General features: G+C 72.9%; 19 protein-coding genes and 2 riboswitches. Of the genes, 12 read left to right on the top strand and 7 right to left on the bottom strand.

Annotated features, from left to right (window positions below):
* Positions 1–24 precede the first annotated feature (24 nt).
* The 5 genes from ACFPIJ_RS59785 (at position 25) to ACFPIJ_RS59765 (ending at position 6,627) form a co-directional block, all read left to right on the top strand.
* Positions 25–2,298: a glycosyl hydrolase family 18 protein gene (locus tag ACFPIJ_RS59785; protein ID WP_380128483.1), complete on the top strand. Its 2,274-nt coding sequence runs from the start codon at positions 25–27 to the stop codon at positions 2,296–2,298.
* Between the two features lie 110 nt (positions 2,299–2,408).
* Positions 2,409–2,936, top strand: coding sequence for a hypothetical protein (locus tag ACFPIJ_RS59780; RefSeq protein WP_203844629.1), 528 nt, complete (start codon positions 2,409–2,411; stop codon positions 2,934–2,936).
* Positions 2,926–4,131, top strand: coding sequence for an MAB_1171c family putative transporter (locus ACFPIJ_RS59775; RefSeq protein ID WP_380128482.1), 1,206 nt, complete (start codon positions 2,926–2,928; stop codon positions 4,129–4,131). Before ACFPIJ_RS59780 ends, ACFPIJ_RS59775 begins: the two co-directional genes overlap by 11 nt.
* 108 nt (positions 4,132–4,239) lie before the next feature.
* Complete coding sequence (locus ACFPIJ_RS59770) at positions 4,240–4,662, top strand: helix-turn-helix domain-containing protein (RefSeq protein WP_380128481.1); 423 nt, start codon at positions 4,240–4,242, stop codon at positions 4,660–4,662.
* Positions 4,663–4,746: 84 nt separating this feature from the next.
* Positions 4,747–6,627 carry a DivIVA domain-containing protein gene (locus ACFPIJ_RS59765; protein ID WP_380128480.1) on the top strand — a complete coding sequence of 627 codons (1,881 nt, stop codon included), beginning with the start codon at positions 4,747–4,749 and terminating at the stop codon, positions 6,625–6,627.
* A 336-nt stretch (positions 6,628–6,963) separates the two neighbouring features.
* Here ACFPIJ_RS59765 and ACFPIJ_RS59760 read toward each other — a convergent pair whose 3' ends face one another.
* On the bottom strand, positions 6,964–7,917 hold the full coding sequence (locus tag ACFPIJ_RS59760) for an ARPP-1 family domain-containing protein (RefSeq protein WP_380128478.1): 954 nt from the start codon (positions 7,915–7,917) through the stop codon (positions 6,964–6,966).
* Positions 7,917–9,230, bottom strand: a complete 1,314-nt coding sequence (locus ACFPIJ_RS59755) for a hypothetical protein (RefSeq protein WP_380128477.1) — start codon at positions 9,228–9,230, stop codon at positions 7,917–7,919. Before ACFPIJ_RS59755 ends, ACFPIJ_RS59760 begins: the two co-directional genes overlap by 1 nt.
* Before the next feature lie 107 nt (positions 9,231–9,337).
* Between ACFPIJ_RS59755 and ACFPIJ_RS59750 the strand changes: the two genes are divergently transcribed.
* From ACFPIJ_RS59750 to ACFPIJ_RS59740, 3 genes are all read left to right on the top strand, one after another.
* The gene (locus ACFPIJ_RS59750; RefSeq protein WP_380128476.1) at positions 9,338–9,823 is read left to right on the top strand and encodes an RNA polymerase sigma factor; all 486 of its coding nucleotides are present in this window, start codon (positions 9,338–9,340) and stop codon (positions 9,821–9,823) included.
* On the top strand, positions 9,820–10,878 hold the full coding sequence (locus tag ACFPIJ_RS59745; protein WP_380128475.1) for a hypothetical protein: 1,059 nt from the start codon (positions 9,820–9,822) through the stop codon (positions 10,876–10,878). Before ACFPIJ_RS59750 ends, ACFPIJ_RS59745 begins: the two co-directional genes overlap by 4 nt.
* A 113-nt stretch (positions 10,879–10,991) precedes the next feature.
* A complete protein-coding gene (locus ACFPIJ_RS59740; RefSeq protein ID WP_380128474.1) occupies positions 10,992–12,332 on the top strand; it encodes a condensation domain-containing protein in 1,341 nt (446 codons plus the stop codon).
* A 64-nt stretch (positions 12,333–12,396) separates the two neighbouring features.
* Here ACFPIJ_RS59740 and ACFPIJ_RS59735 read toward each other — a convergent pair whose 3' ends face one another.
* On the bottom strand, positions 12,397–14,229 hold the full coding sequence (locus ACFPIJ_RS59735; RefSeq protein WP_380128473.1) for a DUF6311 domain-containing protein: 1,833 nt from the start codon (positions 14,227–14,229) through the stop codon (positions 12,397–12,399).
* A 214-nt stretch (positions 14,230–14,443) separates the two neighbouring features.
* Between ACFPIJ_RS59735 and ACFPIJ_RS59730 the strand changes: the two genes are divergently transcribed.
* Positions 14,444–15,097 (top strand): class I SAM-dependent methyltransferase, encoded by a 654-nt coding sequence (locus tag ACFPIJ_RS59730; protein ID WP_380128980.1) that lies wholly within the window; start codon positions 14,444–14,446, stop codon positions 15,095–15,097.
* Between the two features lie 3 nt (positions 15,098–15,100).
* On the opposite strand, the gene ACFPIJ_RS59725 is transcribed toward ACFPIJ_RS59730, so the two are convergent.
* Genes ACFPIJ_RS59725 through gcvT form a run of 4 tightly spaced genes read right to left on the bottom strand, consistent with a single transcriptional unit; the run spans position 15,101 to position 18,794 of the window.
* Entirely contained in the window at positions 15,101–15,994 is an 894-nt protein-coding gene (locus tag ACFPIJ_RS59725; RefSeq protein ID WP_380128472.1) for a hypothetical protein, read from the bottom strand.
* A 24-nt stretch (positions 15,995–16,018) separates the two neighbouring features.
* Complete coding sequence (locus ACFPIJ_RS59720) at positions 16,019–17,371, bottom strand: L-serine ammonia-lyase (protein ID WP_380128471.1); 1,353 nt, start codon at positions 17,369–17,371, stop codon at positions 16,019–16,021.
* A gap of 5 nt (positions 17,372–17,376) precedes the next feature.
* Complete coding sequence (gcvH, locus tag ACFPIJ_RS59715; protein ID WP_380128470.1) at positions 17,377–17,736, bottom strand: glycine cleavage system protein GcvH; 360 nt, start codon at positions 17,734–17,736, stop codon at positions 17,377–17,379.
* Between the two features lie 5 nt (positions 17,737–17,741).
* Positions 17,742–18,794, bottom strand: a complete 1,053-nt coding sequence (gcvT, locus tag ACFPIJ_RS59710) for a glycine cleavage system aminomethyltransferase GcvT (protein WP_380128469.1) — start codon at positions 18,792–18,794, stop codon at positions 17,742–17,744.
* Positions 18,795–18,846: 52 nt separating this feature from the next.
* A riboswitch (glycine riboswitch) is annotated at positions 18,847–18,957 on the bottom strand.
* Positions 18,958–19,052: riboswitch (glycine riboswitch) on the bottom strand. It lies immediately after the preceding riboswitch.
* Positions 19,053–19,196: 144 nt separating this feature from the next.
* On the opposite strand from gcvT, the gene ACFPIJ_RS59705 reads away from it, so the two are divergent.
* The 3 genes from ACFPIJ_RS59705 (at position 19,197) to ACFPIJ_RS59695 (ending at position 22,728) form a co-directional block, all read left to right on the top strand.
* Positions 19,197–20,138 (top strand): sigma-70 family RNA polymerase sigma factor, encoded by a 942-nt coding sequence (locus tag ACFPIJ_RS59705; protein ID WP_380128468.1) that lies wholly within the window; start codon positions 19,197–19,199, stop codon positions 20,136–20,138.
* Positions 20,139–20,457: 319 nt separating this feature from the next.
* Positions 20,458–21,510, top strand: a complete 1,053-nt coding sequence (locus ACFPIJ_RS59700) for a lytic polysaccharide monooxygenase auxiliary activity family 9 protein (protein WP_380128979.1) — start codon at positions 20,458–20,460, stop codon at positions 21,508–21,510.
* A 57-nt stretch (positions 21,511–21,567) separates the two neighbouring features.
* Positions 21,568–22,728 (top strand): amidohydrolase family protein, encoded by a 1,161-nt coding sequence (locus ACFPIJ_RS59695; protein WP_380128466.1) that lies wholly within the window; start codon positions 21,568–21,570, stop codon positions 22,726–22,728.
* Positions 22,729–22,730: the final 2 nt, after the last annotated feature.

Below are 22,730 nucleotides of genomic sequence, written 5' to 3'. Positions count from 1 at the left end.
AAACTTTCCTAATAGGAGGCCCGAGTGCACCCCACCAGGCTCTTCGCCGCCGTCCTGCTCACCGTCAGCGCCGCCGTAGCGCTACCCGGCACCGCCCAGGCCGCCACCCCGGGGCTCAAAGCGACGTTCTCCGCCGCGAATTACGGCACCTACTGGGTCGACAAATATGTTGTCCAGAATCCGACCAGCGCCGCGATCACCGGCTGGACCCTCGAGTTCGACGTGCCCGCCGGGCTGACCGTCGGCACCGGCTACAACGGGACCGTCACCCGCACCGGCAACCACGTCACCGTCGTCAACGCGCACTACAACGGCACGGTCGCGGCCGGTGCCACCACCGAGCCGTACAGCTTCTGGTTCATCGCCACCGGCACCAACACCGAGCCGCTCAACTGCCGGATCAACGGCAACAAGTGCGACGGCAGCGCCGACCGCGCCCCCAACGCGCCCGCCGGCGTGGCGGTGGCCGGCCGCACCACCCGCACCGTGTCCCTGGCGTGGACCGCCCCCGCGCCGACCGACTTCCCGATCGCCGGTTATGACGTGTACCGGGGCGCGGCAGTTGTCGCATCGGTCACGACCCCCGCCGCGACCGTCACCGGGCTCACGCCGAACACCGCGTACAGCTTCACCGTGCGGGCCCGCGACACCAGGGGCAACGTCTCCGCCGACAGCGCCCCGGTCAGCGCCACCACGCTCAACCCCGCCGACGACACGACCGCGCCCGCCGCGCCGGGCAACCTGCGCAGCACCGCACGCAGTTCCGTGAGCGTGACCCTGGCCTGGAATGCGGTCACCGACCCGAGCGGCATCGCCGGCTACGACGTGTACCGTGGCGGCACCCTGGTCGCGTCGTCCACCACGACGACCGCGACCGTCACCGGGCTGGCGCCGCTCACCGCGTACACGTTCACGGTGAAGGCGCGCGACACGTACGACAACGCCTCCCCCGCCAGCGCCGCCGTCACCGTCACCACGGACGACGCCGTCGGCTCCGGCGCCTACGCCAAGGTCGGCTACTTCGTTCAGTGGGGCATCTACGGCCGGCAGTACTTCGTGAAGAACCTCGACACATCCGGCGCCGCGGCGAAGCTCACCCACGTCAACTACGCCTTCGCCAACCTCGACCCGGTCAACCTGACCTGCCTGCAGGGCGTCACGCGCGGCACGACGGCCAACCCGCAGGACCCCGACCAGGGCACCGGCGCCGGGGACGCCGACGCCGACTACGGCCGGCCGTTCAGCGCCGCGCAGTCCGTCGATGGCGTCGCCGACACCGGCTGGGAGGCGCTGCGCGGCAACTACAACCAGCTGCGCAAGCTCAAGGCGAAGTACCCGAACCTCAAGGTCCTCATCTCCCTGGGCGGCTGGACCTACTCGAAGTTCTTCTCCGACGCGGCCGCCACCCCGGCGTCCCGCGAGAAGCTCGTCCGCTCCTGCATCGACGTCTACATCAAGGGCAACCTGCCGCTGTACAACGGCGCCGGTGGGCCGGGCAGCGCCGCGGGCATCTTCGACGGCATCGACCTTGACTGGGAGTGGCCCGGCGCGGAGGGTCACCCCGGCAACCACTGGGGCGCCCAGGACAAGGCCAACAACACCCTGCTGCTGGCCGAGTTCCGCAAGCAGCTCGACGCGCTCGGCGGCAAGCGGTACCTGCTGACCGCGTTCACCCCCGCCGACCCGGCGAAGATCGCGGCCGGCTGGGACATCACCCACGCCGACGGCACCCCGAGCGTCTTCGACTCCCTGGACTTCGCCAACGTGCAGGGCTACGACTTCCACGGCGCCGGCAGCGACAACTCCTGGGAGCCCAACCGCACCGGCCACCAGGGCAACCTGTACGGCGACGCGCAGGACCCCTACTCCTTCACGTTCAGCGTGCAGAACGCCGTGGCCGCGTACACCACCGCCGGCGTCAATCCACGGCAGCTGACGGTCGGCTTCGCCTTCTACGGTCGCGGCTGGCAGGGCGTCACCGCCGGCCCGAACAACGGCGAGTGGCAGGCCGCGACCGGCGCCGCACCGGGACAGTTCGCGGAGGAGGCCGGCACCCGCGGCTACTCGAACCTCCTGGCGATGGTGCCGGGCTGCACGGTGTACCACGACGTGCAGTCGATCGCCACGTCCTGCTACACGGGGCCGGGCGGGCAGTGGTGGACGTTCGACGACACCTGGTCGATCCAGCAGAAGACCGCCTGGGCGAAGCAGCAGGGCCTGCTCGGCGGCATGATCTGGGAGATGTCCGGCGACACCACGTCGGGCACCCTGATGACCGCGCTCAACTCCGGCCTCTGATCTTCTGGTCGAGTCTTCCGGTCGAGGATCATGGTGGCGGCGGCTTCTGGCCGCCGCCACCCTGGGCATATCGTTGAGCCGAAATGCCCCGAAGGTCGGCTGGAGCACTGATGCGGCTGCGACAACTGGAGAAGCAGGTCAGGCGTCTGCTGGCCGGGCTGGACGTCCCGGACCCGTTCGACCTGCCGGCGTTCTGCGCGTCCGTCGCCGCCGCCCGCGGCCGCGACCTGCACCTGCACCAGCTGCCGCAGGCGGGGGTCGACGGCACCGCGTGCGGGCTGTGGCTCGCCACCGACAAGGCCGACCACGTCTTCTACGCCGCCGGCACCGGCTGGCTGCACCAGCAGCACATCATCCTGCACGAGATCGGGCACATCCTGTGCGACCACGTCGCGCCCGGGCCCTCGCCGTCGGACGTCACCGCGCTCCTGCTGCCTGACCTGGACCCGGCGACGGTGGCCCGGGTGCTGCGCCGCTCCTCCTACAGCGCGCCCCAGGAGCAGGTCGCGGAGATGATCGCGACGATGCTCAACGAGCGGGCCGGGTCCGCCGCCGCCCGCCCGCCCGCCGATCCCGCCCTGGGCAACCTGTACGACGCCCTCGCCGAACCGTTCCTGGTCGAGCGCCGTGGCCTTTGACCTTGTCGAAGTCCTGGAGATCGGCGTCCTGCTCGCGTTCTGGGCGTTCACGATCTGGCGGTTCGCGACGCCGCAGACCCCGCGCGGCAAGGCGGTGCGCCTGGTCGTGCTCCTTGCGACGCTCTCGTTCACGTTCAACCGGCGGGAGATCTCGTACGGGACCGACACGCTCCTGCACGTTCCGGACATCTCGGTGCCGCTGAAGAACCTGGCGACCGTCGCCGCGTCCGCCGGCATGGTCCACATCGTCGGGCTGCTGTCGCCGGACCCGGCGCGGTTCGCCTGGTTACGCCGCGCCGCGTACGTGCTGCTGAGCGTGACGTCGGTGGCGATGTGCGTGCTGTTCGTGCTGGCCCCGCGCCGGCCCGAGCGCTACGACTTCGTCTACGAGCACGCCGGCGAGCCGCTGGTCACCGCCTACGCGGTGCTCACCCAGCTGGGGCTCACCGTCGGGCTGGCCTGCGCGCTGGTGCTGTTCCGCCCCACCGGGCGCGGCGTCGCGCCGGGGGCACTGCGGACCGGGCTGTGGCTGCTGAGCGCCGCGGCCGTGGTCGGGCTGCTGTTCATGGCGAACCGGGTCGCGTATCAGATCAGCCACACCGCGGGCAGCACCGCCATGGACGGCACCGGCGCGCAGAACGTCTCCCGCGGGCTGCTGGCGATGATGCTGCTGCTCTTCGCTCTTGGCGGGGCGCTGCCGGCGCTCGGCGGACTGAGGCGCTGGACGTCACGGTATGTGGCGCTGCAGCGACTGCGGCCGCTGTGGCTGGAGCTGTCGGCGGCCGCGCCCGGGGTCGTGCTCGGCGACCCGCCGGGGCGCCCCGGTGAGCTGCTCAACCTGCGGAGCGTGCAGCTGCGCCTGTACCGCCGGGTCATCGAGATCCGCGACGCGCAGTGGCTCCTGGCGGGGCGGGCCGGCGACGGCGAGGACGACGCGGTGGCCCTGCGGGCAGCGGTGGCCACGGGTGAGCGCGGGTTGCCTGTTGCAGGTCTTGCGGGTCCGGCTTCCGGTTTTGAGCGTGAAGCTTCCGGCCCGCCGGGCGCCTCCCAGTCGGCCGGCGGGCCCGACGTCGACGCCGAGGTCCGGGCGCTGCTCGGCCTCGCGCGGCGATACCGCGCCGCAGCCGTGCCGGGCGTCGTGGCCACCCCCGTTGCTCTTGCCGGCCACAACGATCCGTCCCACCCGAACGAATGACGTCAACTTCAGTTTATGGGACGACATCCTCCATAAATCTGAGCTTATGATGGAGATTTCCATCGTGGGGGTGCGATTGTCAAGCGTCGCTACGTCGCAGGAGGCCAGGTGACCCTCGCCGAGAAGCTCGACCGGCTGTTCGGCACGGTGCACCCGCCGGGACGCGGTGAGTACAGCTACGAGGAGGTCGCGGCCGCCATCCGCGACCGGGGGGTGATGATCTCCCACACGTACATCTGGCAGCTGCGCAAGGGTGCCCGGGACAATCCGACCAAACGCCACCTCGAGGCACTCGCCGAGTTCTTCGGGGTCAATGCCGCATATTTCCTCGACGACGAGGCCGCCCGCCGCATCGACGAGCAACTCGAACTCCTGGCCGCGCTGCGGGACAACGCGGTCCGCACGATGGCGCTGCGCGCGGCCGGGCTGTCCGGCCCGAGCCTCGAGGCGATCCACGGCATGATCGAGCACGCCCGCCGGATCGAGGGCCTTCCGGACGATCCTCCACCGGCCGATGTGGTGCGAAACTGACACGCCGGGCGGGGTGTTGGCCCGGCGGCACGCGACGGTAGCGTTGCGCCAGATCGCGCGCGCGATGGTATGGAGGGTTGGCACATGTCCCAGGGCGGAGAGCTGTTGACGGCTCGCGAGGATTCCGGCGCTCGGCCGGCCTTCAAGGTCGCACTGCGGGGGTACGACCAGGGACAGGTCGACCAGTTCCTCGCCAAGAAGGACCGGGAGCTGGCGCAGCTCGCGCAGGAGCGCCGGCGGATCGAGGCGGACCGCCAGGATCTGGACACCCGGCTGCGCTCCATGCAGGCGCAGCGCCAGCAGCTGCAGCAGGAGCTGGCCGAGGTCCGCGACAAGCCGGCGCAGGTCGACAAGGCCTCGTTCCGGCACCTCGGGCCGATGGTCGACGACATCCTCGCGCTCGCGGAGAAGCAGGCCAACCAGATCACCAGCACCACCCAGGAGCGCGCCGCCAAGCACCAGGCCGAGGCCGAGAAGGTCCTCGCCGAGGCCCGCGAGCTGGCTGCCAAGACGCTGCAGGACCTCGAGGACGAGCTGGCCAAGCGCCGCGCCGAGGAGCAGCAGGCATACGAGGAACGCCGGGCGGCCGCGCAGGGCGAGCTCGCCGAGATCCGTGAGCTGGCCGAGCGGCTGCGGGCCAACAGTGAGGCCGCGCAGCAGCGGGCCGAGCAGGAGGCCACCCGGATCAACGAGCAGAGCGCCGCGCAGATCAAGCACACCCAGGCCCAGGCCAAGGCGCTCCTCGAGGCGGCCCACCTCAAGATCCAGCAGGAGATCGAGGCGGCCCGCAACCAGACCCAGCAGGAGCTGGCGCAGTGGAAGGCCCAGGCGGAGGAGGACATCGCCGGGGTCAAGTCCGCTGCCGAGCAGGAGATCGCGGCACACCGCGAGGCCGTCGAGGAGGAGCTGCAGCGCCAGCGCACCGGCGTCGAGGAGGAGCTCACCGACCAGCGCCGCCGCGCCGAGGAGCAGAACGCCGCGGCCCAGCACCAGCTCGCCGCCGTCCAGCGGGACATCCAGGCGCGCCGGCAGGCGCTGACCCAGCTGCAGGCCGAGCTGGAGAGCAACCAGCAGCGGCTGGCGCAGGTCCGCCGTGAGGGTGCGACCGCAGAGCGTGAGGTCGTGCAGTTCCAGCAGCGCCTGAAGGAGACCCGCCAGGACCTGGCCGAGGAGATGGGCCGCCTCGAGGAGGCCCGCTCCGCCGCCGAGTCCGCGGAGCGGCACGCCAAGGAGGTCCGTGCCCGCGTGCAGCGTGAGGCAAAGCGCGTCGCGGACCTGGCCGCCGCCGCCGTCATGGCGGCCGCCGCGGGCGGCGAGACCGGCGAATACACCAAGATCCCCGTGCGCACCCCGGCCGAGCGGGCCGCGGACCAGCAGCGCCTCGCCGAGCAGCAGCGCCTGGCCGAGCAGGAGCCGGCCGGCCAGCCCCAGCCGATCCAGCCCCAGCCGCAGCCGAGCCAGCCCGTCGCCGGTCAGCCGGTGGCGGTCAACCCCCTCACCGGCCAGCCGGTCGCGATCAACCCGCTCACCGGGCAGCCGCTCTCGGCCCGCCCGGGCGCGAACCAGCCGGCGGCCGCCAACGGCGCAACCGACCACGCCGGCCCCGACGACGACCAGGCCAGCGGCGAGCACGCGCCCCTCGACGCCCAGGGCCGCGACGACAGCGGCACCGGCGAGCACGGCTCACTCGGCGCGCAGCTGCGGAGCGCCGGCGACAACGGCCGGGGCGACAGCCGCACCGGCGAGCACGGTCCGCTCGGCGAGCAGGGCCGCGGCCGTGGCGAGCCGGCCCGGCCGGGCGAGGCGGCCCCGCGCAGCCTGTTCGAGCCCCGCACCGCCGCGCACGAGACGTCCGACGACGAGCGTCCGAGCACCGGCACCGGCCACGGCAACGGGTTCGCCCGCCACTCCTCGGAGCCCGCCGTCCCCACCCAGCGCGACACGAACGCCAACGCCAACCGCTGACGTCCCTCGACAACCCGAAGGATCCCCGGGCCCCACACCCCACGATCCTTCGGGTTGTCTGTTCTCCAGACTCCTCAGCCCCACACCGCGCCCGGGTCGGATCTCCGGACGGCGGGGCCGGTGGCGGCGGTGGCCGGGAACGCGGAAGGCGCCACCCCCGCCGGGGTGGCGCCTTCGTGGCGATCGCGGGTGGGTGGCCAGCGCCCTGTCGGCATAATGGCCGCTTTGAGTAGCGACTGTGCCCCGATCTGGAATCGGGGGGCCTGCCGGTGGGCCTGACGCAGTCCCGCAATACCTTGTATTCAAACGGTTCCCGCCCGCGGCGGCAACCGAATATCAGACCGCCGCCGCGAACAGCGACGCGTAGACGAGGCGCGAGCCGTCGGTGACGACCTGGCCGCCGGCCGTCTCGGCGACCACGGTGGACAGTCGCAGGTCGAGGTACCGTTCCTCCTCGACGAGGTCGCCCGGCTGCCACGCGGCGCGGGCCAGCCACTGCCCCACCTCGTCCGCCACCGAGCGACGGCGTTGTTGCAGCGCGGCCCGTACCTCATCCAGCGAGTCCGCCTCGAAGGCCTCGACGCTCTCCTCGGGTGCGCCGGTCTCGGCGAACCACGCGGCCGGGCCGTAGGCGAAGCAGACCAGCGCCATCCAGACCTCGGCGAAGTACACCGGGTCCGGCGCGATCTCGACCCCGGCGAGCCGGTCGCCGACGAAGAACAGCGCGCCGAGCTGCCCGTCGAGAAGCTCCAGACGGCTCTGGTACTGGGTGAGCACCGCCCGCTTGCGGGTCAGCACCTGCTCCAGGTGGCCGCGGGCCGGCAGCCCGTGCCGGGCGTTGAAGCTCGCGATGTCGCCCCAGAGCTTGCTGTACTGGCTGGTCCCCCGCAGTCGCAGCGCCGCCGGGCGCAGCTCGACCGGCAGGACGAAGAACCACTGGTCCCGCTCGGCCAGGTAGCCGCCCTGGCTCTCCTGGACGCAGCACGCGTCGTCGAAGCGCAGCGTCTGGCCCGCGGCGATGAACCCCGACCGGCACAGGGCGTGGTTCTGCGCGGAGTCCTGGATGTAGCCGACGTGCAGCGGCACGATCGCCACCCCGGCGGTGGCGGGGTTGGTCAGCTCGACCTGGCCGTACGTGACGACCCGGCTGAGCTTGAGCCCGCTGCGGGGCGGCGCGATACCCGGGTACGCCGGTCCGAAGACCGGCACCATGGTGAGCGCGCCGGCCCGCTGCGGCGGCCCGAGCCGGTAGCCGGTGGTGTCCACCCCGGCGGGAACTGGCAGGTTCATCACGATCCTCCTTCCAAAGCCGAAACGTCCGACGAAACGGCCGACACGGCCGATGCAGCCGACACGGCAGACGCAGCCAGCGAGCTTTCGACCCGAGCAAGGCGGCGGCGCAGTTCCGCGCCGATCCACGCGTCCGCCGCGGCACCGTCCACATGGGACAGCAGCCACAGCACCAGTGGCGCCAGGTCGTCGCTGTGCCAGAACGTCCGCTGCGGCAGCAGCGGCGCGGGCCGGCGCAGTGTCAGGTCGTCGGCGCGGCCGAACGTGGCCTGGCAGAACACGACCGGCGTGTGGACGCCGGCCCGGGGCAGGGTCGCGGTGACCCGGGCCAGGTCGCCCGGGTGGACGTTCTCGTATCCGTCGGAGGCGACGGCGACGACGTCCGGCCCGGCGGCGAGGGCGTCCAGGACGCCGGTCGCCAGGTCGGTGGCGCCGCCGGGACGGCCGCTCGCGCCGCCAACCGGGACCACGACGAGCCGCGCGCAGACCCGGTCCAGGACCCGCCGCAGCGCGGCGACCTGCGAGGCGACCGCCCATTCCCGCTCGCCGTAGCCGCGCATGGACGCGGAGTCGTCCAGCACGAGCGCGACCGTGCCGTCGTAGCGGGGCAGCCCGGCGACGACCTCGTCGGTGTACCGCGCGACCGCGGGCAGCAGCTCGTCGCTCGGCCCGCCGCGCCGCAGGTGCACGAGGGTGGCGGCGAGGTCGCCCCGGTTGGTGGCGGTGACCGTCTCCGGTCGCGCGGACGTCAGGTCGAGGTCGCCGGCCGCCGACGGCAGCGGGACGAGCGCGGTGCCCTCGCCGTGCCGGTACACCGCCGGGGCCCCGTGCGGCAGTGCACCGCGCGACAGCGCGCCGCGGGCGGTGGACCGGCCGAGGGCGTGCTCGAAGCAGTCCTGGGCGATGCCGCGCCGGGCCCGGATGAGCTCGTCGGCGTGCGGGTGCTCCAGCAGGACCGTCAGCACGGTCCGGGTGACGTGCTTGTGGTTGGCCCGGCGCCGGCGCACCGCCAGCAGCACCGTCAACACATCGGCCGGCGCGAGCCCGAGTGCGAGGACCCGGGTGACCCGCGCCAGGGTGTCCCGCACGGCGTCCGGCACGCCGGCGCGGGATGCGAGCAGCAGCTGCAGCAGCATCCGGGCGCGCTGCGGGGCGAGCACCCCGGGCGTGAGGGCGGTCAGCGCGAACCGCTGCGGGTCGGCGGCGTACGCCTCGGCGTGCACGGCCTCGTCGTCCCACAGCACGGCGCCGGCCCGCGGCACCCGCAGGGCCGTGTCGTGCCGTTGCAGATGGCGCACGAACTGCACGGTCATGGAAATCCCCCCTGGTGTGGTCGAGGCCAGGGTCGCACCGGAAAATTCGGTGGAGCGAATGCTTTTCCGCATGCAACCGCAGACCCGGCAGGGGCGTGTACCTCGTCATGGCAGACGCCGACACCTTCGCGGAGTTCTACCGCGACACCTACCGGGGCCTGGTAGCGCAGCTCGTCGCGTACACGGCTGACCTCGGCGAGGCGCAGGACGTGGCGCAGGAGGTCTACGTCCGGGCGTGGTCACGCTGGCGGCGGATCAGCACCTACGACGACCCGAGGGCGTGGGTGAGCCGCGTCGGGCACAACCTCGTCATCAGCAGGTGGCGCAAGGCCCGCACGGCCCTGGCCGGCCTGACCCGGCACGGCCCGCCGCCGGACACCCCCGAGCCCGACGCGACCACCCTGGACCTCGTCGCGGCGCTGCGCCGGCTGCCGGAGCCGCAGCGCCGGGCCCTCGTGCTGTTCCACCTCGGCGGCTTCGCGGTCGCGGAGATCGCCAAGATGGAGGGCGCGCCGGAGAACACCGTGAAGGCCCGGCTCGCCCGCGGCCGGCAGGCCCTCGCCCCGATGCTGACCACGGAGGTGACGTCATGACCGATCAGGACGCCGTCGACCGGGCGTTCCGCGCCCTGCGGGACCGGGTGGACACGGCCGCGGTCGCGCCGACCGCCGAACGGATCGAGGCGCGAGGGCGGCGCCGCCGCACCGGGCACGTGGCCCTCGCCGGGCTCACGGCCCTCGCGGTCATCGCCGGCGGCTGGGCGATCGCCCGCGACCCCGGCCGGGACGCGATCCCGAACCCGCCCGCCGCGACCGCGTCTGCGTCCGCGACCGGGTCCCCCGGGAAGACGCCGACCGGCACCCGGCCGGTGAAGGTCCCGCCCGGGTTCCTCGCCGGCGAAAGCACGGCCGACGAAGTCATCGACGACCACGACTACCAGGCCGACTGCCTCGGCCAGCCCGTCGCCCGCCGCGTCATGTCCGAGTTCGACGGCGAGCGGGAGCAGCGCCGGCACCTGACCCAGGCCCTGTACGTGTACCGCGACGAGGACGCGGCCAAGGCGGTCATGCGGGACCTGAAGCCGAAGCTGCAACGGTGCAGCGGCTTCGAGGGCGCGAGCGTGCTCAAGCCGGTGAGCACCCCGGCCCTCGGCAGCGAGGCGCTGTCGATCACGATCGCGCTGCCCCTCGACGGCGCCGGCGAGCACGCCGGGGAGCCGTTCCGGTTCCTGGTGGTCCGGGTCGGTTCGGCCGTCGCCGTGTTCGACGGCATCGCGCGCACCCCGGAGACCGTCGACCGCTCGACGGCGCTGATCCCCCGCATGTGCGTCTTCGGGTCGGGTTGCCCGCCGAAATACGCCACACCGGTGACGCCGACGGTGAACGGAGCGGAGGCCTGGGCCGCGGTCGTCGGCGTCCAGGAGACAGGCGTCCGGGAGAAGACCGCCGAGAAGGCCGGCGACCTTGCCCGGCTCGGCTACCGGGCGGTGGTGGTGCCCGTGAGCTGCGACGTCGGCGCGGTGGAGGCGCTCGGCGTGCCGGCGGAGAAGGCGGCGCACACGACCTACTCCGTCGTGTACTTCGGCTCACGGCAGGACGCGGAGACGCTCGGGTTGCAGGTGGTGCAGGTCCGGACGTACTGCCTGTGAGCGGTGCCCGCAACGGTCAGGCGCACTGCATATACAGCTTCGCCGCGCCGTCGACATCCGTGCGGTGGTGCACGAGACTCGGGCCGGGTGGTCGGCGATCAGGGGGAGCGGGCATGACGGTGGCGCACGCACAGGCCCAGGCAGCAACGGACCAGTGGTCGGAGCTGGCGTTCAGCGGTGGCAGGGCGGGGTCGGGCCCGGCGACGTGGGGGCAACAGGCGATCTGGGATGTCGTTCGCTCCCTCGGTACTGATGCCGCCCGCTACAACGTCTCCGGTGGCCTGCCGCTGCCGGCGGCGGTGCCCCCTGCCCGGGTCGAGGGCGCCGTCCGCGACCTGGTGCTGCTGCACGAGTCGCTGCGGACCCGGCTGCGCACCGCCGACGACGGCCGCCTCGACCAGGTCGTGCACGCGGCCGGCGGCATCCCGGTGGTGACCCGCGCGGCCGGCCCGGACACGGTCGAGGCAGCCGCGTACACGCTGCGCGACGAGCTCCTCGCGGTCCCGTTCGACGCCGAACGGGAGTGGCCGCTGCGGGTCGGTGTCGTGCGGGTCGGCGCCGACGTCCGCTACGTCGTGTTCTTCCTGTCCCACACCGCCTCCGACGGCTGGGGCCTGCGCAACCTCCTCGCCGACTTCGCGGCGCTGCTGCAGGGCCCGCTGCCGGCGCGGGACCTGCTGCAGCCGCTGGAGGAGGCCGCGTTCCAGGTCTCGGACCGGGGTCGCCGCCGCGACGCCGCCGCCCGCCGCTCCTGGCTGGACAAGCTGGGCCGCGGCCCGGCGCGGCAGTTCCCGGCCCGCCCGCCGGCGGCCACCTTTCCCAACGCGGTGCTCAACTCCCCCGCGCTGGGGCTGGCCCTGGACCGGGTCGCGGCCACCCTGTCCGTCAGCCCGGCCGCGGTCGTCCTCGCCGCGGCGGCCGCGTCCGCCGCCCGGCTCACCGGCGTCGGCGAGGCGGTCTTCCAGGTCGTGGTCAACAACCGGTTCCTGCCCGGCATGGCCGGCGGCGTGACCACGATCGCCCAGGAGGGGCTGTTCCACCTCACCGGCACCGCCGGCGGGGACTTCCCGGACCTGGTCCGCCGGACGTTCGGGGCCGCCCTGTCGGCGCAGCGGCACGCGTACTACGACAAGCTCGCCCTCGACCGGGACATCGCGGCCGTCGACGGCCCCTGCGACCACTCCTGCTTCGTCAACGACCAGCGGGGCCTGATGCCGGCGCTGAACTTCGCCGCGCCGGCCCCGGTGCCGCTGCGGGAGGCGCTGACCCGCACGACCCTGACCTGGCCGGTGGAGCACGAGCCGCGCCGGGGCGTGTCGTTCGCCCTCGACGCCCAGGACGCGCCGGGCGCCCTCGAGCTCGCGATGACCGCCGACAGCGCCGTCATGCCCCGATCGGACATGTCGACGTTCCTGTACACGATCGAGGACCTGATCGTCCGGGCGGCGAGTTGACCTTGGACAATCCGACTGCCTATGACCAGTCAGATCGTCCAAGGTCAACGATCACACGACCCCGTCAGGACACCTTCCAGACCCAGACGTCCTCGACGTGCTCGCCCGGGCCGAACAGCAGGTCGGCGGTCTGCCGGATGGCGTCGCTGTTGCCGTGACCGTCGGCGAGGATGATCCGGTCCGCCTTCCAGTACGCCAGGTCGGCCTTGGCCTGGGCCACGTACTCGGGGCCCAGCTGCGGCACGACGCCGTCGTTGCCGACCTGGCCGAGCAGGGACCAGGTCTGCGGATACAGCGGGCCGAACATCGCCTTGCGCTCCGGGTCGTTCGGGTCCGGCGCGAGGAAGTAGCCGCCGGCGATCTTGAAGTCGAGGTTGGAGTCGACGGCCCACCGCATCGCGTCGAGGCCCTCCCACCAGCCGCCGGGGATGACCACCACGGTCGCCTGGTCCGGGACGTGCTGCCGCCACACCCCGCTGCTGAAGAAGATCGGTGCGGCCGGGCGCTCGTTCGCCGGCTGCGGCGTCGGCACCAGCGGCACCAACGCCATCGCCAGCGCGGCCGCCCACAACCAGCGGCCCGCGACCGGCAGCGGCTCGTCGTCGGGGTCGGCGACCTCCCGGGCGGCGGGCGCCTCCGAGGCGAACGACCCCTCGGCGGGCGGCCCGGCCGGGGCGGTGGCCGCGACGGCCAGGGCCGGCCCGGCGCGGGTGACCGGCGGCACGACGATGAACCGGTCGACGAGGATCGCCAGGAGCACCCCGACGAGCGGCGTGACGACGAGCGCGACCCGGGTCGGCACCACGGAGTCGAACAGCGGCAGGTCGACCAGCCACCGCCACGGGCCGTGCCAGGTGGTCTCCTCGCCCTGGTAGCGCGCCACCGGGCCGAGCGACAGCAGCGCGAACACGACGGCGGTGACGAACACCGCCCGCGCGGCCCGCTCCCGCCACAGGGCGGCCGCGGCGGCCGGCAGGAGCAGCAGCAGGGGCCAGCCGAAGAACGTGTTCTCCTCCGTGGGCCCGCCGAGCTTGTCGATGAGGGTCGCGTCGCCGAGGATCGAGCGCCGGCTGAAGTTGTAGAACCCGGCGAGGTCGGCGCTGAAGCCGTGCACGTGGTCGGGCAGCCCGTGGTACGCCTGCGGGCCGGCGAACTGGTGCCACAGCGGATACGCCATGACGGCGCCGGCGGCGAGCGCGGTGACGCCGAGGGCCGGCAGCGCGGCGCGGGCGGCCGGCAGCATCTCGCCCGGCCGCAGGAACACCAGCAGGAACACCAGCAACGCGAACGCCGCGAGGAACAGGACCTCCTCGTTGATGAAGCACTGGTACACCACGAGCCCGGCCAGCACGAGACCCTTGCGGACCGGGTTGCCGGGTGTCCGCATCCGGAACACCGCCCACAGGATCAGCGGGATCATGAACTGACCGGCGATGTTCGGGTGCGCGGTCGTCTGCGACACCATCGCGGGGCCGAACCCGCAGAACAGCGCGCCCAGGTACGCTGCCGTCCGGGACCGCACCACCCCGCACCCCACCAGCATGAAGAACCACGCGATCGAGGTCGCCGCCGGCGCGATCGTGCTGATCAGCGCGAACGTCACCGGCGCGCCGAACAGCAGCGTGATGGGGGCGAGCGGAAGGGCGAGCCCGAGGATGGATGTGTTGGCCATCAGGTTCACGCCCAGCGGGGCGTTGAGCTGGTCGGTGAAGATCGGGGAGTCACCATGGGTGAAGAATCGCGCGGCGTGCGTGAGCACCCACTCGAAGAACACCTGGTCCTGATTGTTGTCCGCGAGCATCCGGGTCTGCGGTGCCGCCCACAGGTGCTGGAACAGCACGACGGAGAAGACCACGTAGCTCACGACGACAAGCGCGTTCTTTCCGCCGGTTTTCACGGGTGAGACCATAGCTGGACTGCTGCCCATGGCGCACGCTCTGGTCCTGGAGCATCGACGTCGATAAACTACGCCAATTCCGGATAACATGATCAGATCGTTGGATCGCCGAGCTACCGAGGAGAACGCCGTGCCGCCTGGAGGCGATCGGGATCGTAGTGCGGAGATCCTCGGTGACCAGCTCATCCAGTCCGAGGTCCTCGAGGGCCTCGCGATGGCGAAGAACCACCGCAAGTGGTTCGTCGCGTTCGCCACGCCGTTTCTCGGCGACGACCCGATCGAGGTCAGCGCGGGGCTCGGCGACTACGCGGCGGAGTGGCTGGAGCACGCCCCGCGGATGACGGTGACCGAGGCCGACCCGGACCGGTTGCTCGCCCTCAAGGAGCGGTTCTCCGCGAACCGCGAGGTCTCGATCCGGGAGCTGATGCTGCCGAGCGAGATCACCGCCGAGCACAGCGCCGCGGTCTCCTACAACGTCCTGGAGCACATCGAGGACGACCTCGGCGCGCTGCAGACGATGCGTTCGCTGGTCCGCCCCGGCGGCTACGTGATCATCGTCGTCCCGGCGTTCCCGTTCGCGATGGGACCCGCCGACATCGCGACCGGCCACGTGCGCCGGTACACCCGCAAGACCATGCGGGAGGTCCTGCTCGCGGCCGACCTGGAGATCGAGCGGCTGCACTACGCCAACTCGCTGGGCCTGATCGGCTACTACGTGTCGACCTGCCTGCTGCGGCAGAAGCCGGGCCCGGGCCTGATGGTGAAGTTCTACGACTCGACGGTCGCCCCGATGACCCGATTCGCCGAAAAGTTCGTCACCCCGCCCTTCGGGCAGTCGGTCATCGCGATCGCCCGCCGGCCGGCCTGAAAGTTACCGCAGTCTTCGTGAGTGGGCGGCAGCCAGCCACCCGGCCGGATCGGTTGTCGCGATCGGGTAGCCGTAGGTCAGATCCGCGTGGCCTGACGACACGGTGTCCTGCGCCCAGAGGCGTTCGCACCGTGAGCAGCGGTACACGGCCAGCCACCGCGCCGGGTCGCTGACCACCTCGTCGAGCAGCGGCAGGATCCGGGTCCAGTTGCCGGCCAGCCGCGCCGCCTCCCACCGTGCGCCCGGCGCCTCGAGCCGCTCGTGCCGGCACCCGCAGACCAGGGGCTCCGCCAGGTATCCGTGCCGCCGGCCCCACGCCAGGACCCGGTTCGTCTTGCGCCGCGACCGCCACCCTCTCCCCCGCCGCGTGTGCTGCCAGACGAGCGCGTCGGTGTCCACGTCCGGGTGAACCAGCGCGCAGGCGAGGGCCTCGTGCGCGTCGTAGGGCCCGCTGTACGCCCGCCGCGCCGCCTCGAGGACCACGCCGGCCGGGTACACCCGGTGCCGGGCGAGCGCCAGCCGGGAAAGTTTCGTCACGGTGCTCGGGAACAGCCCGTGCGCGACCGGCTCCCCGGGCGCCCCGAGCGCCAGCCCCCGCACCGCGTCGAGGAGGCGCGCCGGCACCGGCGGCACGTCACCCGCGGGAGGGAACCAGCCCCGCAGATACGTCAGGAACTCCTGCGCGCCGGGGTCATACCCGAGCGCCGCCCGCACCAGCTCCAGCAGTCCCGGCCCGGCCGCCACCCCGGCGAGCACCAGCCGGTCGAGCGGCAACTCCCGCACGACCGCCCAGGCCGCCCCGGGTTCGGCGACGTCGACCGTCCAGAAGCCGGTGTCCCGCGGCCGCAGCCCGGCGAGCCCCTGCTCCACCTCGCCCGGACCCAGGAGCCGCTCCACCGCCCCAGTCTCCCACCCCGGGCCTCAGCATTCGATCACCGTCACCGCGAGGCCGCCACGGGCGGTCTCCTTGTACTTCACGGACATGTCGCGGCCGGTGTCGCGCATGGTGCGGATGGCCTTGTCGAGGGTGACCTTGTGGTTGCCGTCGCCGTTGAGCGCGAGCCGCGCGGCGTTGATGGCCTTCACCGACGCGATGGCGTTGCGCTCGATGCACGGGATCTGGACGAGGCCGCCGACCGGGTCGCAGGTGAGGCCGAGGTTGTGTTCGAGGCCGATCTCGGCGGCGTTCTCGACCTGTTCCGGGGTGCCGCCGAGGACCTCGCACAGCCCGGCGGCGGCCATCGCGCACGCCGACCCCACCTCGCCCTGGCAGCCGACCTCCGCGCCGGAGATGGACGCGTTGCCCTTGATGAGCATGCCGACGGCGGCGGCGGTGAGCAGGAAGCGGGCGACGCCGTCGTCGGTGGCCCCGGGCACGAAGCGGGTGTAGTAGTGCAGGACGGCGGGGATGATGCCGGCGGCGCCGTTGGTGGGGGCGGTGACGATCCGGCCGCCGGAGGCGTTCTCCTCGTTGACCGCGAGCGCGTAGAGGTTCACCCAGTCGAGGACCTTCAGCGGGTCGACGCCTTCGGCGGAGGCCTTCAGGTCGCGGAACAGGGCCGGTGCGCGGCGCGGGACGCGCAGGCCGCCGGGCAGGACCCCGTCGAAGGACCGGGTGCAGCCGCGCTCGACGCAGGCCTGCATCACCGCCCACAGGTGCAGCAGGCCGGCGCGGGTGTCGGCGTCGGGGCGCCAGGCGCGTTCGTTGGCGTACATGACGTCGCTCACCGGCAGGGACAGTTCCCGGCACCGGGCGAGCAGCTCGCCGCCGGTGGCGAACGGGTGCGGCAGGACCGTGGTGTCGGCGACGACGCCGGTGTCGCCGACGACGAAGCCGCCGCCGACGGAGAAGTACGTGCGCTCCGAGATCACCGCACCCGACGGGTCCCACGCGTGGAAACGCATGCCGTTCGGGTGCTCGGGCAGCGACTTGCGGCGGTGCAGGACGACGTCGGCGTCCGGGTCGAACGCGATGTCGGCACCACCGGACAGGCGCAGCCGGCCGGCGTCGCGGACGGCGGCGACGCGTTCGTCGGCGGTGTCGGTGTCCACCGTCGCCGGGTCCTCGCCGAGCAGGCCGAGGACGACGGCCTTCGCGGAGCCGTGGCCGTGCCCGGTGGCGCCGAGCGAGCCGAACAGCTCCGCCCGCACCCGCCCGACCGCGAGAAGGTCCAATGTGGACGCGAAGCGGCGGGCGGCGCGCATCGGGCCGACGGTGTGTGACGAGGACGGGCCGATGCCGACGGAGTACAGGTCGAACGCGCTCAACGCCACCGGGCTCACCCGACCAGTGCGGCGTAGGCGGTCGCGTCGAGCAGGTCCGGGGTGCCGGCGACGCTGAGCCGGAACAGCCAGCCGCGCCCGTACGGGTCCTCGTTGACCAGCCCCGGCTCGGCGGCGAGGAGGGGGTTGACCTCGACCACGACGCCGCCGGCAGGGGCGACGAGGTCGCTGACGGACTTCGTGGACTCGATCTCGCCGCAGGGCACCCCGGCGGTGACGGCGGCGCCGACGTCGGGCAGCTGGACGTACACGATGTCGCCGAGGGACGACGCGGCGAACGCGGTGATCCCCACGACGCCGTCGAGCAGCCACTCGTGGTCGCGGGTGTAGGACAGGTGCGGCGGGATCTCGGACATGATGCTCACCTCTGCGAGGAGTAGAAGGGCAGCGTGACGACGTGGGCGTCGACGCCGGTGCCGCGGACGTCGACGGTGAGCCGGGTCCCGGGTGCGGACCAGCCGGTCGCGACGTAGGCCATCGCGACGGGGTGGCCGAGGGTCGGGGAGAGCGCGCCGCTGGTGACGGCCCCGACGGTGGTGCCCTCCGCCAGCACCGGGTAGCCCGCCCGGGGCGCCCGCCGGGTGCCGGTGACCAGGCCGACGAGCGTGGCGAAACCGCCCGTGGCGCGCTGGCGGCGCAGGGCGGCGGCGCCGACGAAGTCCCGTTTGTCGAAGGCGACGACCCGTTCGAGGCCGGCCTGTAGCGGGGTCACCCGGACGGACAGTTCGTGGCCGTACAACGCCATCCCGGCCTCCAGGCGCAGCGTGTCCCGGCAGGCGAGCCCCGCGGGAGACGGGCCGCGGTCGAGCAGGGACCGCCACACGGCCACGGCGTCGGCGGGGCGGCAGTACACCTCGAAGCCGTCCTCGCCGGTGTACCCGGTCCGGGCGAGCAGCACGTCCCGGCCCGCGACCGCGAAGGCCCGGATCCCGTAGTAGGGCAACGGCCCCGGGTCGAGCATCGCCGCGGCGGCCGGGCCCTGCACCGCGATCAGCGCCCAGTCGGCCGACGCGTCGCGGACGTCGACGCCGAAGCCGTCGGCGTGCTCGCGCAGCATCACGTGGACGACCGTGGTGTTGGCCGCGTTGGCCACGACCAGGTAGCGGAGCTCGGCGAGGCGGTAGACGACCAGGTCGTCCAGGACGCCGCCGTTGTCGTGGCAGAGCATGGTGTATCGGGCGCGCCCGACCGGCAGCGTCGACAGCCGGCCGACGAGCGCGTGGTCGAGGAACCGGCCCGCGTCGGCGCCGGTGACCTCGAGCTCGCCCATGTGGGACAGGTCGAACAACCCGGCGGCGCGGCGCACGGCGTGATGCTCGGCGAGCTCGCTCCGGTAGCGCAGCGGCATGCGCCGGCCGGCGAAGTCGGTGAAGGTGGCACCCAGATCGCGGTGCACGTCGAACAGCGGTGTCACGAGAGGCTCCCTGAGTCCGGGTGCCGTCGCGGACGGCACCCCTGCTGGGTGGCCTCCCCGCTCTGTCATCGGAGCCTGAGAGCTTCACCGCCCACGGGAGACACCGTGGGGCGGTTTGCACCGTGGGCGCAGGACAGCTGTCGTCCTGACTTTCCAGAGTCGCCTGACCGCGGCGGTACCTGTGCCTGAGAGATTCTGGGGAGAACGTTGCTCCTTCGGCGCCCCGGTGGTGTCCGGGGGCTCTCCCGTCGCGGGTCGTGCAGCGCGATATGTGGTTGTGATCCAGGACCGTAAGACCCGCCGCGGCGCCGCGTCAAGTCGCAGAAAGTGTTATGGCACGTGCCCGGCCAGGGTCTGCGGGATGGTACGAACCAGGTACCGCAGCGGCAGGAGCGATCGGCGATGGTGCAGACACAGACCGACGAGGTGCTCGTTGCGGCGGCCCGTGACGGGGACCGGGCCGCCGTCGAGGCGCTCGCCGCGCGCTACCTGCCGCTCGTCTACACCGTCGTCGGCCGCGGCGCGGACCGGGATCTCGACGTCGACGACATCGTCCAGGACACGATGATGCGGGTCGTGACGGGCGTGTCCGGGGTGCGGCAGGCGGAACGGTTCCGGTCGTGGGTGGTGACGATCGCGTTGCGGCAGCTCGCCGACGCCCGCGCCGAGGCCCGCCGGTCCCGGCTGAGCCGCGCCGACGACCCGGCCGGCGACGACCGGGAGGACCCGGCGGCGGACTTCGTCGGGCTCACCGTCCTGCGGCAGGTCCTCGACACCGAGCAGCGCGAGATCGCCGAGGCGGCCCGGTGGCTGGACCCGGCGTTCCGCGTGGTGCTGTCGCTGTGGTGGCTGGAGGCCGGCGGGCACCTGACCCGGGCCGAGGTCGCCGAGGCCCTGGAGCTGTCCGCGGCGCACGCCGGGGTCCGGGTGCAGCGGATGCGGGAGCAGCTGGACGTGGCCCGTTCGGTGGTCCGGGCGCTGGATGCGGCGCCGGGCTGCCCGGCGTTGCGGGACACCACATCCGGCTGGGACGGCGAACTGGATCCGTTGTGGCGCAAGCGGATCGCCCGGCACGTCCGGGACTGCCCACGGTGCTCGGAGCGGTCGCGGCGGCTCGCCGCGGCCGAGGGGCTCCTCGCCGGCCTGCCGCTGCTGGCCCCGCCGGCCCCGCACCAGCCCCGCCGGCGCCGCCCCGGTCAGCTTCGGTGTGGCGGGCAGGGTGGTGAAGAACGGCGGCACGCCTGCCGTCTTCGACGCGACGGGCTTCGAGGGCGCGGCCGATCCGAGCCCGCCGGAGCCGGCCGGTTGTTGCGCACCGGCCGGGCCGGCGCTGGGACTGCTTGAAGGCGCCGCGCCGGTCTGCGTGGTGGGGTCGCAGCCCGTCACGGCGAACAGCGCGACGACGGCGAGGCCCGTCGCGGACAGGTGTCGCAAGCTCACTGGATCTCCTTCGGAACACATCGGCTCTGCGCAGACAAGAGACCGGCGCGCCCCGCAGGCCGTAACACTTTCCCTGATGCATTCACCGTGATCCATGCCGCGGGTATCATGTCGGCGGGAGCCGCACAGCGCCGCGGACAGCCTCTGAGCTGCGCCGCAGGCGCCGCCATGCACGTAAACCCGCATCGACGTGACGGAGCTCCCTGTGCAACTTTCAGCCCACATGAAACGCCTCGCCATCGGCGCGGCAGCCGTCCTGACCGCGACCGCCGCCGCGGTCGTCGTCGCCCAGAGTCCCGCCGGCGCGCACGGCTCGGTCACCGACCCGCCGTCGCGCAACTACGGCTGCTGGGCCCGGTGGGGCAGCGACTTCCAGAACCCGAACATGTCCCAGACCGACCCGATGTGCGCCCAGGCCTGGCAGGCCAACCCGGACACCATGTGGAACTGGAACGGCCTCTACCGCGAGGGCGTCGCCGGCAACCACCAGGCCGCCATCCCCGACGGCCAGCCCTGCAGCGGCGGGCGCACCCAGAACGGCCGGTACGCCTCCATGGACACCGTCGGAGCGTGGGTCGCCGCGACGAAGCCGAACAACTTCACCCTCACCCTGACCGACGCCGCCCAGCACGGGGCCGACTACCTGCGCATCTACATCACGAAGCAGGGCTTCGACCCGACCACCCAGCCGTTGACGTGGGCGAGCCTCGAGCTGGTCAACAGCACCGGCCGGTACGCGCCGGCGCCGCAGTACCAGGCGCAGGTCAACGCCGGTTCCCGGACGGGCCGGCACGTCATGTACACCATCTGGCAGGCGAGCCACCTCGACCAGTCGTACTACTTCTGCAGCGACGTGATCTTCACCGGTGGCCCCGGTCCGTCCGGCAGCGCGTCCGCGTCGCCCTCGCGGTCCACCAGCCCGTCGGCATCCGCCTCGGCGTCGGCGTCACCGTCGCGGTCCACCAGCGTCCCGCCGGGTGGCTGCACGGCGTCCTACGCCAAGACCAGCGAGTGGGCCGGCGGCTTCGGCGCCAACGTCACCGTGACCGCCGGCGGCGCCGGCACGAACGGCTGGACGGTCAAGCTGACCTGGGCCAACGGGCAGACGATCACGTCGTTCTGGAACGCGACGATCACCTCGGCCGGGGGCGTCTCGACCGCCGTGAACGCGAGCTACAACGGCAAGCTGAGCGCCGGACAGTCCACGAGCTTCGGCTTCAACGGATCCTGGACCGGCACCAACACGGCACCCACGGTCACCTGCACCGCCACCTGACTTGCCACGCCTAGCCTTTCGAGATAGCTTTTTAAAAAGCTTTCTTGGGAGGTGTACGTGCAACGCCAGGTACTTGTTCAGCACGCCCACGTCGTGCCCGGCAGCGGTCCGGAGCTGCCGGGCACCGACGTCCTCTGCACCGACGGGGTCATCACCGCCGTCGGTGCGGGTCTCGCGGCGCGGGCCGCGCCCGGCTGCGAGGTCATCGACGCGACGGGACTCACGGTGACGGCCGGGTTCGTCGACGCGCACCGGCACGTGTGGCAGGCGCCGCTGCGCGGTGCCGGCGCCGACATGCCGATGTCGCGGTACTTCACGGAGATCCTCGGCGCCGCGCTGTCCTCGCTGTCGGCCGCGGACGCCGGCCGCGCGACGCGGCTCGGCGCGGATGCGGCCCTGAACGCCGGGATCACCACCGTCTTCGACTACAGCAACGCCACCCTGTCCCCCGCGCACACCGACGCGGTCGTGGACGCCTTCGCCGGATCCGGGATCCGCGCCGTGGTCGGTCACGGCCGCTTCGACGCCGACGACGTGCGGCGCCTCGCCGTGCGGACCGGGCGGGTCACCGGGGCTCTGGCTGTCCTCGGCCCGGAGTACGGCGACTGGGACGAGACGGTCGCGCAGCTCGCGTTCGGCCGCGACCTCGGGATGATGGTCTCCGCGCACGTGGGCGGCGCCTGCGTGCGGCGGCTGCACGACGCCGGGCTGCTCGGCCCGGACCTGCAGCTGGTGCATCTCAACGCGGTCACCCCGGAGGACGCGAAACTGCTCGCCGCGTCCGGCACGGCCGTGGTGGTGACCCCGACCGTGGAGGCGGTGATGGGCCACGGCGCGTCCGCATACGAGCGGCTCGCCGACGCCGGGGCCCGGCCCGCGTTCGGGGTGGACGTCGTCATCAACAACCCGCCGGACCTGTTCGAGCCGTTGCGCGACACGCTGCGCACGATGCGGCTGCGGTCGGGTTCGGCGTCGGCACCCGCGGCCGCGGACCTCCTACGGGCGGCAACGCTCGACGGTGCCCGGGCCGTGGGTCTCGCCGACGTGATCGGCACCGTGGAGGTCGGGAAGCGGGCCGACCTGCTGCTCCTCCACGGCCTCGGGCACCTGCGCGGCGACCGGGCCGGGGCGGTCGTGTCGTGCCTGACCGCGCTCGACGTGCGGACCGTGCTCGTCGACGGTCACGTGGTCAAGCGGGACGGCCGCTTGACCACGTGAAC

Origin of the sequence: Dactylosporangium cerinum (assembly GCF_042653625.1) — a bacterium.
In the GTDB taxonomy this organism is placed as follows: Bacteria; Actinomycetota; Actinomycetes; order Mycobacteriales; family Micromonosporaceae; genus Dactylosporangium; species Dactylosporangium cerinum.
The sequence above is the reverse complement of the archived record's forward strand: the minus strand, read 5'-3'. Positions and strand labels throughout refer to the sequence as shown.

Coding starts and splice junctions, on each gene's coding strand:
- ACFPIJ_RS59780 (WP_203844629.1), top strand. CDS start 2,409: ATGCGGCTGCGACAACTGGAGAAGCAGGTCAGGCGTCTGCTGGCCGGG.
- ACFPIJ_RS59765 (WP_380128480.1), top strand. CDS start 4,747: ATGTCCCAGGGCGGAGAGCTGTTGACGGCTCGCGAGGATTCCGGCGCT.
- ACFPIJ_RS59760 (WP_380128478.1), bottom strand. CDS start 7,917: ATGAACCTGCCAGTTCCCGCCGGGGTGGACACCACCGGCTACCGGCTC.
- ACFPIJ_RS59755 (WP_380128477.1), bottom strand. CDS start 9,230: ATGACCGTGCAGTTCGTGCGCCATCTGCAACGGCACGACACGGCCCTG.
- ACFPIJ_RS59750 (WP_380128476.1), top strand. CDS start 9,338: ATGGCAGACGCCGACACCTTCGCGGAGTTCTACCGCGACACCTACCGG.
- ACFPIJ_RS59745 (WP_380128475.1), top strand. CDS start 9,820: ATGACCGATCAGGACGCCGTCGACCGGGCGTTCCGCGCCCTGCGGGAC.
- ACFPIJ_RS59740 (WP_380128474.1), top strand. CDS start 10,992: ATGACGGTGGCGCACGCACAGGCCCAGGCAGCAACGGACCAGTGGTCG.
- ACFPIJ_RS59730 (WP_380128980.1), top strand. CDS start 14,444: ATGGCGAAGAACCACCGCAAGTGGTTCGTCGCGTTCGCCACGCCGTTT.
- gcvH (WP_380128470.1), bottom strand. CDS start 17,736: ATGTCCGAGATCCCGCCGCACCTGTCCTACACCCGCGACCACGAGTGG.
- ACFPIJ_RS59705 (WP_380128468.1), top strand. CDS start 19,197: ATGGTGCAGACACAGACCGACGAGGTGCTCGTTGCGGCGGCCCGTGAC.
- ACFPIJ_RS59700 (WP_380128979.1), top strand. CDS start 20,458: ATGAAACGCCTCGCCATCGGCGCGGCAGCCGTCCTGACCGCGACCGCC.